Below are 12,663 nucleotides of genomic sequence, written 5' to 3' on the forward strand. Positions count from 1 at the left end.
TTGTACTCATATCGCAAAGCTGTCGAGTCCCAGCGAAGCCATGTCCATACGAACGCATCCATTACCATCGCGTTTCACCGCCTGGAGAAGGCGGAGCAGCGCTTCGGGACCGATCAGCGATTTGCCGAACAGAGTCCAGCAACCGTCGTGGCGGTCACAGACCGTCCCGACGCTGATACCATGAACATGTGACAGCAGCTCGTTGTCGTTGCCGTCCCGCCCGCCACTGTCGCCCACGCACAGAATCGCAGCGTCGTCCGGGAGCGCCTGCCGCACGCGGTCGACAACGCTCAACTTGCTGGTGCCGGCCGCGAAGAAATCGAGGCTATGACCAGAGCGTTTGAACCGGACGGCACCAGAAGCGATGGGCGGGCAATCGGCCAAGGCAGCCGGAAAGGCCAAGCGATCAGTGAGATTGTCGAGCTTGATCGAAATCTGCACGTCGCTGAACCGCCCCCCGAACGCTCCTGAGAACAATTCGGGATGTGATTCGAGCCAAGCGAAGCTTTGCGCTAGGTCGGGATTTGTGACTGGTCGCTCCAGCTCGACATCGACGTAGAGCGGCTGAATATAAGCGCCGTTGTAGTAGCCGATCAGCACGCGATCGTGCATCGCCGCCGGAAGTACGTCGCGCAGCGCCTTGCCGCCCGAGCCCCCGCGTCCGGTAGCTATCGCGATGCGCACGCCAAGCGCGTCGAGTCGGATCAGCTCGTCAACGATTGCGGAGCGCGGACGACCGAAACGCTCGTCATCGGAAATGATCGTGCCGTCATAGTCGAATATGATCGCCCCTACCTTGGCCTGCCCCAATGCATCGCGTCTCCCCAGACAGGCCGTCCGTATACAGGCAGGAATATCGCCGATATCATCACGTTCAAGCACGGCGGCGCGCTTTTGCCGAACTGCCGGTCCAAGTTGGCGCGCGAGAGACAGCAGGCTATCGTCTACGTAGAGCCCACGTCCGAACTCGCCGATGCCCGGCTTGCCCGGATCAATGCCGGTCGCAGCGCCGATCGCCTCGACCATCACCAGCCCTTCGACGATCCCGATCGCGGTGGACAGACGGCCGGCACTGCCGAGATCGAAGACGTGACGCCGCAACGCCTCCGGCAACAAGGCGTTCGCGCGTTCCCAGATGTCGCGGCCATCGTCGCTGATCAGCCCGAGAATGACCGTTCGCTCGCCGCGATGATGCAGCCAAGTATGGCGGCCATGCGCGAAATTGCGCAAGTCGGTGCGCTGAACCGGGCAAAGTGCCGCCTCCCAGGCTGAGGTCTCGATCAACTCGGCGACTGCGCGCAACTGGGGATCGGCGATAAGCAACAGGACATCGTCACTCCGCACATTTGAGAGTTGCGCCTGCACGGCCTGTCTCGTCGATCGAGACAGCCGATTGCGGACTTTGTCGACCACCGCGGCACGAAGCGCCGCGCCGAGTGGATCGGCGGATGCCAGGTCGCTTGCCAGAAGCAGCGCGAGGACCGAGGCGACCAGAGAATGAGTGGCGAGAAATCCGTCCTTGGCTTCGGCAACGGGAACGATGGTTACCCGATTCCTAAGGTCGGCCGCCACGGCCCGCGCAGCCACGCCTTCGGCGTTTCGCGTCAACAGTTGAATGTTCGCGGCGCCGCGCGCGCGCGCGGCCACCACGCTGGCGATGCTGTCCGCATTATCCGCGCTGGCGCTAAACAGCCAGACATCGCTCTGACCGAGATCGTCATTACCAAGCACGAACTCGGCCGGGGTTACGACCAGGGTTGGGGCTTCGAACAACGTCTCGCGACAGCGCGCGAAATAGTGCGCGGTGATCGCCGAGCCGCCCGATCCGATCGCCACCGCCGGGCGGTAGCGACCCAGGCGTAGCGCCTCGGCGAGTGCGCCCATGTCCGCACTCGCGATCAGCTCGGCTGTAAGCGATAGTGTGTCGAGCTTTTCGGAGAACCGGCTCATGCTGCTACGTCGCCCAAGTGTCGCGGAGCATCCTCCACGTCAGACAAGGCAGACGCCGCGCCCAACTCGCTATACGCGGGACCAGATAGGAGCAGGTGGACGCGCATATCAGGAGCCGCTGCGGCAGCCGGCTTCGCTGGATCGAAATCGTAGCGCACCGTTTCGATGTACTGGACAGGCAAGTTATGCTCGATCGCCGCCATAAGTGCGCCTGCGGCCATCACGCGGCTGCCGACTGGCGACAGAATAATCGACGGCACGAAGATTTGATCGACTGCATCGGCATAACGTTTAGTAAGCGTGCTCAAGGTCCGGTAACAGTCCAGCGGGTTGGATTCGGAGACATAGACGAGATCGCGCGGATCGACCTGCCACTCGTCGATGAGCTGGGTCCCATATTCTGCGATCAACGCGTCTGCGCGTCGCGGATCGCGGGCCGGGAACGGCACCACCGGGCAGATTTTGTAGGTATCGCGGATCGAGCGGCCGATATCGGTGAGCGCGGCCGTGCGTCCCTTTGCGAGCTGAGGCACCCATATGCGCGAAATCTCGAGCGCGGCGTCGCTATGATCTGTGCCGGCAAAGCCGCGCACGGCCATCGGCCGATCAGCTGGCTCACTGGAAATAGCATCATCGAGTTCGGGGTTGGACGCGATCATGATGTGAAACGCGATGCCGCTGCTCTCGCAATGGTCGAGCAGCAGCCGGGCAGCGGGGAAAACTACGCCGATCGAGAGGGCCGTCATGTCGAGCACGATGTCGGTGGTTTCGGCGGCGATGTTATAGTCTCGTATGACAGAAGCAATGCGCGCGCCGGCAACCGGCGCATTGTCATTGCCAAAGATCTCGACTGTAGCAATCTCGCAGCCGGGTACCAGCGCTCGCAATTGCTCTGCGTTCTTGTCGGCTGCCGTGACGAGGCTGGCGTCCGGGGTTCCCCGCTCCTCGCGAACAAAGAGGCCCGAGAGGCGGTTGCCCAGATGTCCTGCAAGTAGCGTGGCGATGCCGATTGAGCGGGGATCGAAGCCTGCGGCGGCGACCAGCAGGCAGTGCACTTCCGCGCGGCCAAAATATTCATCGGCGAAAACATCAACCTGCGCATCAAAATGGGCGACGCAATTCTCCCAATGGTCATGTGCCATTTTTGGCCCCCTTTTCGCGTAGATAGTCGACGTCGCGTTCGAGAAAGCCTCCCCGGCGCAAGGTCAGCCCGTGCGAGAGGGCGACCACGCCGCTGACCTCGATGAGACACCAGTCCTTGCTGCCTTGGCCATAGTTGCGGGTGACATCAATCGCGCCATGAGCAACTGCATATTTGAGAATAAGAGCAAGCTCGTCGCCAGAAAGAAGGAGTTTGCCCATTTCCTCCTCCAGAACGCCAACCGCGTTTGCACCTGCGCCCAGCCGCGCGTGCGGCAGGAGCGATACTTCGCGACAGTCAGCGGCAATGCCATCAACCATCGCCCGGACATGGCGGGCGAAGGGAAAGGCCCAGCCATCCATGATCTCAGCCGCTTTTGCGCGTAGTACGTCCTGCTGCGCATTCGCCGGCAACGCCAGCGCTCGTCCACGGATCGCTTGGGTTTCCATGCGCGCGACCAAGGCGCCAGCAAGCTGAAGAAACAGCTCTGCATTCTCGTTGCTAGCGTCACATAATGTTTCGAACCCGTAGTGAAACGCTCGCCCGCTCAGCGTCTGGAGATGCAGCCTGGCGGCTTCCGCAATCGCCGCATTCGCCTTAAGAGGGGTGCGGGGTTCGGGATCAAACTCCTCGAACAGTGACACCTGCTGGTCAGACACGCGGTTGGCATAGCGCGCCATCAGCACCCGGACCATGGCAAGGTTGACTTCGCGCTCGCGATCGCCCGATTGCGTCCCAGCGAGATAGCTGGTGACAAGCCCCTCGATCGTCGTACGCCGTGCCGGCGCCACGTCGAAGCGCCGCTGATCGCGTTTGATCAGCGCCTCGAGTTCGCGCAGCTTTGCCTCGGACAGACGCGGCGGCTCGTCGGGAACTAGCCGACGAAACGGCGGAAGATTGCGGGTGCGGAAGGCGGTGACGCGCGGGAGATAGCGGTCCGCCATGTCCGCAGCCATGTCGCGGAAGCGACGCCGTTCCTTGTCGCGGCTCTCACCGCCTTGCATGAAGATATCGATATAGTCGCGGTCGGGCTTAAGATTGTGCGTCGCCACGCTGCGCGCCGAGCGGAACACAGCACCAGGGCTGAGCGCGTCGAGCCGCATCATCAGCCAGCGACCGAACTTGATCTCGCGACGGGCGAGCGCCGTGAAAATCTGTTCGAACTGGTCGGGATGGAGCGCGTGGACATCATCGAGAATGGCGAGAGGCTTGACCGTAAGCCGCTCCCCCGCCCAGGGGATGTCGATTTCTTGGATGCACTCGAAGGGCTGGTAGGGATCGGTCGCCGCCTTTGGCAATTTGTCTATGTCGGGGGGCAGCAGGCTCGCACCGATCGAGTAGATGGCGCGCTGGACCTCCAGCGCGCGATCTCGGATACCCGCCGCAGTCAGCCCGCCGATCTGCTCGAGCTGCGCTTCCGAGGCATCACGTGCGATGAAGCGGATCTCGTCAAGGCGGCGGTGATCGCCATTGGTGAGGCCGCGCAGCAATGCGAGCATAGTACGTGCCTGGACTAGCCACAGAGCAAGCTTCGTTTTGACGCTGTCTTCATAGGGCAGCTCCCAGAAGTCGCGATATTCCGATTCCATCGGGATGCGGACGGCCGCGACCGCTGGCTTGCCGTCTTCCAGAAAGCCAGCCCCAGCGAGCGCGACGCTGAGCTGTTTGTTTGTGTCGTTGGTGGGGTCTCTCAGGATCGTCTCGACGAGACGAAACTCGGCGAGCATCGCCAACATGGTCTTACCGCTGCCCGGCGCGCCAACAACGCGGATCGGAAGATCGAAGATATCAGCCTTGCGTGGATGCTCGGCGAGAAAGGTGGTGAGCGGTGCCGGACTCACGATCTCCAGAAAGGTGGTGTCGTCGCGGATATATTCGGTGGCGCGGCGGAGGAAGGGATTTGCCATGGTCAGCCGTGCCTATCACGCCGGCGGAACAAGGGCCGCATCGCATGACCGTTTTTACCCGTCGTTTCGGCCCAAAGCAGCGGAATGCTGTTGTTGGGCGTGTTGTGCTCTAGGATCAGCGGCAAGGCGCAGTCGGCATAGCCCATCTTGAGATCGGTCTGCTCAGCCTCGCCGGCATGTTCAATCAGCCGCAGATAGAGATCGTGGTTATAGTATTTTTCGCAAAGTGCGATAACAGCATCGTCACGGCCGGCGGTGAGCTTAAGCGAGGCTGGCAGCAGAGTCCCCTGAGTCACGTCGATCGACCCGAATGTGCGATCAGACCATTCGCGATTGGCCCGGTCGGTTCGCTCCAGCAGGGCATCATGTGCTTGGGTGGTCGAAATATAGTGATGGATGTGGAGGGCATATTTCTCGACAATTGGGAAGGTTTTGCCCTGCTCCTCCAAAGTCTTGCGCGCGCCAATGAGCATGTCATTGAATTTCTGTAACTTGCCCTTCCACTCACCGTCCTTAAAGCGGATGAAGGTGGTGCCCGAAGCGGTGAAATCATCGAGCAGATACACATGCTCGAACTGCGTATCGCCTGAGTCGGCTTCCTTAATTTTCTTGGCGAGATCGAGCCATTTCTCGATGCCGATGTTCATCATCGGCAAGACCTGCTCCTGGGTGATACGGCCGCTATTCGCCCGCCGCATGATGTCGATGCGGCTGCCGTCGCTCAGACCGACGAAGAGCGAGCGTCGCTTGATCCGCTTGAACGCCGCGACACCCTCGCTGCTGCCCCACACCTCATGGGGCTGAATGCCGGCTTGCTGGGCAGCAAGCCGCCGCAAATGCGGAGTTACTGTTTCTGGATAGAAGGCCTCGATTGCACGGTGTAACTCCGCATTGGAGATATAGACAAGACGGTGCCTGATGAAATCATAGGCCGCCTGGCGATCCTCGGCATCAAACTGCTTGAGCCAGATTGCGAGGCTTTCGGTGAAGCGGTAACCTGCTCGAAAGTCGCTATACCCATCATATTTGGTCGCGGCCATCAGGCGCAGCCACGTATATTCGGCTGTCGCCACGCCATCGTCGGCCCAGTTCATGATTTGCGCGATCAATCGCAGGCCGAACAGGTTCATCGGCCCCACATCACGCTATGTTCAAAGGTCGGTGCGTGCATAGCCTTCTCCCCGAACGAATTTCTAGCAAAATATAATACAATAGCATAGCGATTGAGGACGTTTCTTGAAAAATGTTTCGTTGTGAAGATGGGAGCCTGCTCCCCGCATGAAGCTTGCCGGGTTCGACGCGGCGCGGCCCGTCGGTGGTGTGAGCGACCGTCGAGCCAATGACACTGATTAGAGGCGTCAAGATTCGAGGGGGACGCGTCAGCGAACCCGTCGCGGGTCGCCCGTGTACCGTCGCTCGCTTTTCCCCGCGACCAGGCTCGCGGTCCACACGCATTGCCCGTCTGAAACGACTTTCAACCGGACCCGGTTGGCAAAAATTGCAAATCGCTCGCCCACGCTTCGTTGCGCCTACGCCTTGATCGCTAGCGCTTCCGCGACCGGGACCCGCCTTATCGCCGGGGTCGGTGTTCCGCGCGCCTCCACTTAGGCGGCAAGCCTCAGTGAAGCTAGATAGCAAGGCGGCATCAAGACGAATGTCCAGTGCTTCGATACAGTGATTCGCGCCGACCTGTACGCGATCGATGCGGAGCGTCTGAGGACGCATAGCTGGCGGACGGATCTCGATATTAACAACGATCTCTCGAAGGTCTTCGTCAGAGGCGTTCTGAACAGCGATCTCCCAGATCGCCGGGATCGTATTCTCATGAAAGGCAGGGCTAGCGTATTCCGTCACCTCACAAGCGTCCTGAATGATACCGTCTGGCACGTCCGCTCCCATTTCGGGAAGACTTTAAGGTCTCACGCTGGGGTTGTGCAAGGGGGCATTGCTTCTCATCGGCACCCAAGATGTATCGATCAGACAGAAAGGCGCTGGAATGTCATAGGTTGCCAGGCTGGCGTATTGCGGCGCGATGAGAGTCCCCTTGGCTGTCGGTCAATGCGGCATCCCCAGCCTGCGGATAGCGAGGATAATGGAGAGGCACAATTGCCTCTGCCTAGCTCGGGCTATGAGTTCGTCGCCTGGAACGGGTCCTAGCGTCTTCAAGCTGATGTTTCAGTGTCCAGCGATCCGAATGCCCAGATTGCGGATCCGGTTGCGGAGGTGCCGGGCGGGTTGCCGCGAAAGGCGGGGATGATGCTGGCGGTCAAGCTTCATTAAAGCACTACCATGACGTTGCGTGGTCCCAGCGCCGCCCCAGAGGAAACTGGTCGACACTACCGAGAAAACATGCTCTCATTCAGAAGTTGAAATGGCGGTGTTTTTGATGCTGAGCAAGCAGGTATTTGTCGACGCCTATCCTGATAAACCTATCGAGTTTCCGGAGGCACTTTTCACGCCGCCCTCAAACCGGGAAGATGCATGGCCGGATTTCCCGGATCTGCGAACTACCGTTGACTGGCTGAAGACATTTATGACCGCTGAAGAGTGGCGGTCGCGTCGAAACGCCGCCTGTCGACGACTTCTGGAGCCAGCATTCGGGCTACCCCCGAGGGAGGGTAAAGGGCGTTTCTACGATGTAACCGACACTTTCGGCTGGTACTTGTTCCTGGCCGACGCATTCCTCGATCATCAATGGAATTATGAGCCTATGTTCGGCTCGCGGGTGGTTCCCGTTTTGGCTGCAATTGGCCGCAACCTTCCTATTTTGAGAACCGTGGACGGTCTTGACGACAGAGTGCGGCGTTTTGTCGGACCCGACCGTCGACAACCGAACGGTGGCTTCTTTGAACTGCTCGTCGCGGCCGCATATCAGCGAGAAGGGGCAGCTGTTTCGTTTAGGGCGGAGCGACCTGGCCTTGCTAAAACGCACGACATGGATGTCGTCATTGGTGGCCGGACGCTCGCGGTCGAGTGCAAAAGGCTCGAAACGGGAGAGTACGGCGAGCGCGAGAGAGCACGTATGCGCGAACTCTGGGGACCTGCAAGCGATGGGCTCGGAAAGCTTGGGCGCAGTGTTTTCGGTGACGTGAATTTCAAGACTCCGATCGTCGATGTGCCGGCGACTTATCTCACCGAAAAAGTACGCGAGTGGCTAGCGAGTGGCGCCCCTCATATTGGATGGGAAGATGTTGTCTCAAATGGTCTTCTACGTAAGCTCGACCTTCGACCTTTGCAGGAGGCATTACGAACGGATGATATCCTCACTGCTGGGACACGGATGCAGCAGCTTTTGTCGGGGCAGTACGTACGACATGCAAACTACCTTCAAGCGGTTAAAGTTAAGCAGGGAGCGTCGCCGCGGCATATGAGCGAGTGTGATCTCGCCATAATGCTGAAATGGAATTCGTCATCCATCGCTGCTATTGATGGAAAGGCACGGGACGTCCTGAAGCGGCTTGCAGATGCTAATGATCAGCTTCCGTCAGATGTACCAGGCATCGTCCACATCGGTTTTGAGGCCGTCGATGGAGATGATGTCGAGCGGGTCCGTTATGAGAAAATTCTCGCAAGCACGAGAAAATTCGATCCGAAGGGTAAGCCTTTAGAATACGTGTATTGTCACTATTTAGTGCCTGAGAGTCCCCCAGATGAGGCGTGGGCCTTCGATGAAACCGTGCAGTGGGAACGTATCAGCGGGGCAGAGCTAAGGCCTTTGGAAGCTGGCTTCTTAGTGATTCCTGATGAGGAGGGCAGTCGTAGAGGGACTCACTGGCAGATTTAAATCGTTAGGATTTGAATTTTGATTAAAGTATTTTAATATAATTCAATTAATGGAGTATGCCGTGGGCAAGAACATCGTGATCTTCTCAGATGGGACCGGTCAGAGTGGCGGCCTACTTCCCGATGAGAACCGCAGCAACGTGTACAAGTTGTTCCGCGCCGTACGAGTTTGCCCAGACACCTCGATCAATCCGGCGGAGCAGGTGGCATTCTACGATGTCGGCTTGGGCTCCAAGGCAGCCGGCAGCAACATCAAAATCGGCTGGTGGCGGCGAATTTACAACATCCTTAGCTCGGCGACTGGCCTCGGGATCACCCAGAACATCATCGACTGTTATGCGGCGATCCTGCGCGTGTGGGAGCCGGGCGATCGCATTTATCTCATCGGCTTCAGCCGCGGGGCTTACACTGTGCGGTGTGTCGGAGCTGCCCTTGCCCTGTGTGGCGTACCAACCCAGGCTGGACCGGGAAGGCCGCTTCGCCGGGATCCATCCTCCGCAAACGCGATTGCGACCCAGGCCATCAAACACGTCTACCAGTTCGGCGCCTCGAAGAAGGGCGATCCGCTCAAAGACGTACGCATGCAGTTGGCAGCCCGATTCCGGGAGGACCACGCCTCGGGCGCGCCGACCGACCCTGATCTGTCGAACGCCTATCCATATTTCATTGGGGTGTGGGACACCGTAGCGGCGCTCGGATTAACGACTCTGCGCGCACTTGGCTTGATCACAGGCATCATCGTGCTGCTCGGCGTGCTCGCACTCAGCACTGATCTGGTACTGAGCTGGTTTGGCGCCTCCTTCGAAGCGACCTTCTTTTGGCATACCTTCGGATGGATTTTTGCCGCGGCGTTGGTGGTTGGGCTGATCTCGTACCTTGTGACCTATGTAAAGTTCACGACGAAAAGCAAAGTTTCCTGGTACAAGACCCTGCACGTCACCGGCTGGCGGATGGAGTTCTACGACACCTCCCTCAACCCGAACGTCCAGCATGCCCGACATGCGCTCGCTATCGACGAAAACCGGGAAGATTTCGACAAGGTTGCATGGACCACGGGGTCAAAGGCCGCACCGGAGATCGTCACCACCACCGAGAAGGACGGCTACACCCAGCTCAAGCAGGTGTGGTTCGCTGGGGTGCATTCCGACGTTGGCGGCAGTTACCCAGAGAACGAAGCAAGGTTGTCCGACATCGCCCTCCAATGGATGATCGAGGAGGCGCAGAGGCTGCCGGAGCCGCTGATTGTGGACACCTCAGTGTTGCACTTGTGGCCGGCAGCGGATGGCCCTCAGCACGACGAGCGCAAGAACACTGTTGCAGGCTGGCCAAGCTGGTTCGTTCGCCTACTGACCGCGTCGCGGATATGGGAACGCAAGGAACTGGGCTGGAAGCCGCTGATGCGGACGATTCCTCGGAACGCACCGCTGCATCCGACAGTGCTCGAGCGTCTACAACTTGGGGCGGTGCTGCGCTACGACGTAACTGAACCCTACCGGCCCAAAGCTCTGCAGACACACATCCAGGCGCATCACCTCTACCCTCCAGCCAATGATATTTGATGTGAACAGCGTCTGCCTGCCGTTGTCCAGTTTAATCGGCCGAGCTTTGGCTTCACGCCCCTAGATTGCCCTAGTTTTTGGAGGGCTGATTGGAAGCGTTATTTTACTATTGACCGCGCTATCCCTTCGCAGTCTACGACCTCTCGTCGGACCGTCTCAGACTGAGACCATCCTTCGGCATCTCGTGCCGAAGCTTGAGACCCTTCGCCGCCCGATGCTCCAGCGTGGTGACGAATACATCGTACCGCTTGCCGGTGTCGGCGCGCGCGGCTCTTACGGTAGGCTCCGGTTCAATATGGATCACGCCTCCGCTCTTGCGGTGATTGCCGTTCACCTCTCTAAGCCCCGCTTCCCGAAGCGGCATTGGCGCGTGCCGTTTCGGCGATTTTGGCGACTGACGCGATCGCGCGGAGAGCCGACAACATGCCCTTACGAATCTCAGGGCTCACCGAGCCATAAATCTGGACGACTTCCGCCGCCCCGGAGACCTTCAAGAAGCCCAGCATCTCGCTCCCCCCTTCGGATGTATGCTCCCCGTATAATTCCGAGACACTGACCTCCAGCAGTTCAGCCATGGCCTGCATACGAGAGGGCGGGATCCGGTTAGCCCCCTTCTCGTACTTTTGTTGCTGCTGAAACGTCACGCCGATCGCATTGCCAACTGCCGTCTGCGATAGCCCCTTAACCCTCCGAAGCAGGGCGATCCGCGCGCCGATTGTACGGTCCAAATCCGTCGTTCTCTTCGTGTTCATGCTGACCTCCAGACGCGACTATGGCGCTTCATCTTCTCGATGGCATAGGTCATACTCTTACTCCCTCTTCGGTATAACATTGCACACAACAATCCCCCTAACGGTCATGAGGAGACGAAGGAAATCACGCTGCATCAAGGCGTGCGGATTCCGGCTGATCTTTTGGAAGCGATTCGTGCACTGAGGGGCTCCAGTTCAGACCATTGCGCGTCGCTCTACGTTGTCCCTCCTTTAACTTGTGAGACGAAGACCAAGCGTAACCAATCGGTTCAGGCGACAACAGGCCCTATTAGAAAGGAGGCGACAGTGTATTCTTCGAAGGAGAACGAGTTTTAATTGAACTCATCAGTCTTCTCGACCCGTAAACGTGGGTAATTCGGGGGGCGGGTGATATAAAAAAGTACCGTTCCGCTGCCAATTCGACGGCGACACCTGGGGTTATCGCTTGAAAATGGCTAGGCTTGTCCACAAGATAACAGGCATCAATGCCTTTTATTGTGGTCCCCCGCGCCGCCCCTCTGACTACACGCCGATCTGTTTGATGAGGCGGCTTAGTTCGTCCAAAGCCAAACCGATCAGATCTGCTTGAGCTTTGATCTTATCGGCATTGAGATCGGCTGCTGCGTTGGATGACCACCAGATCCCACCGTCCAAATCCCGGAGCATTGTAGTCAGCCGTTGATGTTGGAGAGCCAAAGAGTCTATCGCATCCTGATTTTTCATTAACTGCTTCCTTACGTGGCGCCAAAAGTCTCCCACTGGGAGAGATCGCGCGAGAGATTTAAAGCGAGAGTGCCGTGCTCAATCGCTCGGGATCAAACTTCAAACTGAGACGCTACCCCCAAACGTGATGTTTGGCTGCGGTGCTGAAACGGCAGTATAAAGGCCACACATGCTTAAGATCGAGGGCGTTTCAGGGGACGAGGTCAATTGGCTTCGCAGCTTCAGCCTCTCTCCGTACTTGGGCGAACACCATTTATAATTACCACACCTAGCTACGGCTCACAGCAATAAGGACCGAGGCGCTTTGGCTCGTGCGCCTTACCTGATGCTGGAGGCGTCCTGGAAAGCGGATCGCATCTGCTTGGTTTAAGGTCACAATCCGGTCGACGAAACGAACCTCAACGGTTCCATTCAGAACGTAGAGGATCTCCTCTCCATCGTGCTCCGTGCGGAAGTCCGACGTGAAATCAAGTCGAGGAATCATGATGAAGCCTTCTATCCCGCCGCCACCGGCTGTCAGGGCCTCAAGACGGTAGCCGCCATCGGGATCAGCATCGCGGATCTGCCTACGGTCTGCCCGGGAGACTTGGATCGCGGTGTCGTCCACAGCCTCGCCGAACAGTCTCCCGACTGGAACCTTGAGCACCCGGGCTAGGTTCAGAACGGTGCCCAGCGAAGGTGCCTTAAGACCGCGCTCGACCTTGGACAGATAACCTTTGTTGAGGCCAGCTGCGACCGAAAGCTCGTCCAGCGTCCAGCCTAATTGCAGGCGCGCAGCCCGGATCTCTCGAGCCAGAAGCTGCAGGCCTGCGGGTTCGAATTTTTCTGGAAGGTGATCAAGCATCTCG

General features: G+C 58.7%; 9 protein-coding genes. 2 read left to right on the plus strand and 7 right to left on the minus strand.

Annotated elements, in window-relative coordinates; genetic code table 11:
• Positions 1-6 precede the first annotated feature (6 nt).
• The 4 genes from ASF08_RS07420 to ASF08_RS07435 are packed head-to-tail and all read right to left on the minus strand — an operon-like array spanning position 7 to position 6,128.
• A complete protein-coding gene (locus ASF08_RS07420; protein WP_056143261.1) occupies positions 7-1,950 on the minus strand; it encodes an HAD hydrolase family protein in 1,944 nt (647 codons plus the stop codon).
• Entirely contained in the window at positions 1,947-3,092 is a 1,146-nt protein-coding gene (locus ASF08_RS07425) for a hypothetical protein (protein WP_056143264.1), read from the minus strand. The genes ASF08_RS07420 and ASF08_RS07425 overlap by 4 nt, the downstream gene beginning before the upstream one ends.
• On the minus strand, positions 3,082-4,998 hold the full coding sequence (locus ASF08_RS07430) for a hypothetical protein (protein WP_056143267.1): 1,917 nt from the start codon (positions 4,996-4,998) through the stop codon (positions 3,082-3,084). The genes ASF08_RS07425 and ASF08_RS07430 overlap by 11 nt, the downstream gene beginning before the upstream one ends.
• 2 nt (positions 4,999-5,000) lie before the next feature.
• Complete coding sequence (locus tag ASF08_RS07435; RefSeq protein WP_056143270.1) at positions 5,001-6,128, minus strand: phosphoribosyltransferase-like protein; 1,128 nt, start codon at positions 6,126-6,128, stop codon at positions 5,001-5,003.
• A 1,241-nt stretch (positions 6,129-7,369) separates the two neighbouring features.
• On the opposite strand from ASF08_RS07435, the gene ASF08_RS24625 reads away from it, so the two are divergent.
• Both ASF08_RS24625 and ASF08_RS07440 read left to right on the plus strand, forming a co-directional pair.
• Positions 7,370-8,782 carry a transposase gene (locus ASF08_RS24625; protein ID WP_156629495.1) on the plus strand — a complete coding sequence of 471 codons (1,413 nt, stop codon included), beginning with the start codon at positions 7,370-7,372 and terminating at the stop codon, positions 8,780-8,782.
• 61 nt (positions 8,783-8,843) lie between these two features.
• Positions 8,844-10,340, plus strand: a complete 1,497-nt coding sequence (locus ASF08_RS07440; RefSeq protein WP_244474476.1) for a DUF2235 domain-containing protein — start codon at positions 8,844-8,846, stop codon at positions 10,338-10,340.
• Positions 10,341-10,678: 338 nt separating this feature from the next.
• On the opposite strand, the gene ASF08_RS07450 is transcribed toward ASF08_RS07440, so the two are convergent.
• From ASF08_RS07450 to ASF08_RS07460, 3 genes are all read right to left on the minus strand, one after another.
• Entirely contained in the window at positions 10,679-11,092 is a 414-nt protein-coding gene (locus tag ASF08_RS07450) for a helix-turn-helix domain-containing protein (RefSeq protein WP_082473110.1), read from the minus strand.
• 522 nt (positions 11,093-11,614) lie between these two features.
• Positions 11,615-11,815 carry a hypothetical protein gene (locus ASF08_RS07455; RefSeq protein ID WP_056143283.1) on the minus strand — a complete coding sequence of 67 codons (201 nt, stop codon included), beginning with the start codon at positions 11,813-11,815 and terminating at the stop codon, positions 11,615-11,617.
• Between the two features lie 268 nt (positions 11,816-12,083).
• The gene (locus tag ASF08_RS07460) at positions 12,084-12,659 is read right to left on the minus strand and encodes a helix-turn-helix domain-containing protein (protein ID WP_056143285.1); all 576 of its coding nucleotides are present in this window, start codon (positions 12,657-12,659) and stop codon (positions 12,084-12,086) included.
• Positions 12,660-12,663: the final 4 nt, after the last annotated feature.

The sequence above is a fragment of the Methylobacterium sp. Leaf85 genome (assembly GCF_001422125.1).
GTDB classification, from domain to species: Bacteria; Pseudomonadota; Alphaproteobacteria; order Rhizobiales; family Beijerinckiaceae; genus Methylobacterium; species Methylobacterium bullatum.

What these genes read in the sequence shown, in the direction of transcription:
- ASF08_RS07420 (WP_056143261.1), bottom strand. Translation starts at nt 1,950, where the DNA reads ATGAGCCGGTTCTCCGAAAAGCTCGACACACTATCGCTTACAGCCGAG.
- ASF08_RS07425 (WP_056143264.1), bottom strand. Translation starts at nt 3,092, where the DNA reads ATGGCACATGACCATTGGGAGAATTGCGTCGCCCATTTTGATGCGCAG.
- ASF08_RS07430 (WP_056143267.1), bottom strand. Translation starts at nt 4,998, where the DNA reads ATGGCAAATCCCTTCCTCCGCCGCGCCACCGAATATATCCGCGACGAC.
- ASF08_RS07435 (WP_056143270.1), bottom strand. Translation starts at nt 6,128, where the DNA reads ATGAACCTGTTCGGCCTGCGATTGATCGCGCAAATCATGAACTGGGCC.
- ASF08_RS24625 (WP_156629495.1), top strand. Translation starts at nt 7,370, where the DNA reads ATGGCGGTGTTTTTGATGCTGAGCAAGCAGGTATTTGTCGACGCCTAT.
- ASF08_RS07450 (WP_082473110.1), bottom strand. Translation starts at nt 11,092, where the DNA reads ATGAACACGAAGAGAACGACGGATTTGGACCGTACAATCGGCGCGCGG.
- ASF08_RS07455 (WP_056143283.1), bottom strand. Translation starts at nt 11,815, where the DNA reads ATGAAAAATCAGGATGCGATAGACTCTTTGGCTCTCCAACATCAACGG.
- ASF08_RS07460 (WP_056143285.1), bottom strand. Translation starts at nt 12,659, where the DNA reads ATGCTTGATCACCTTCCAGAAAAATTCGAACCCGCAGGCCTGCAGCTT.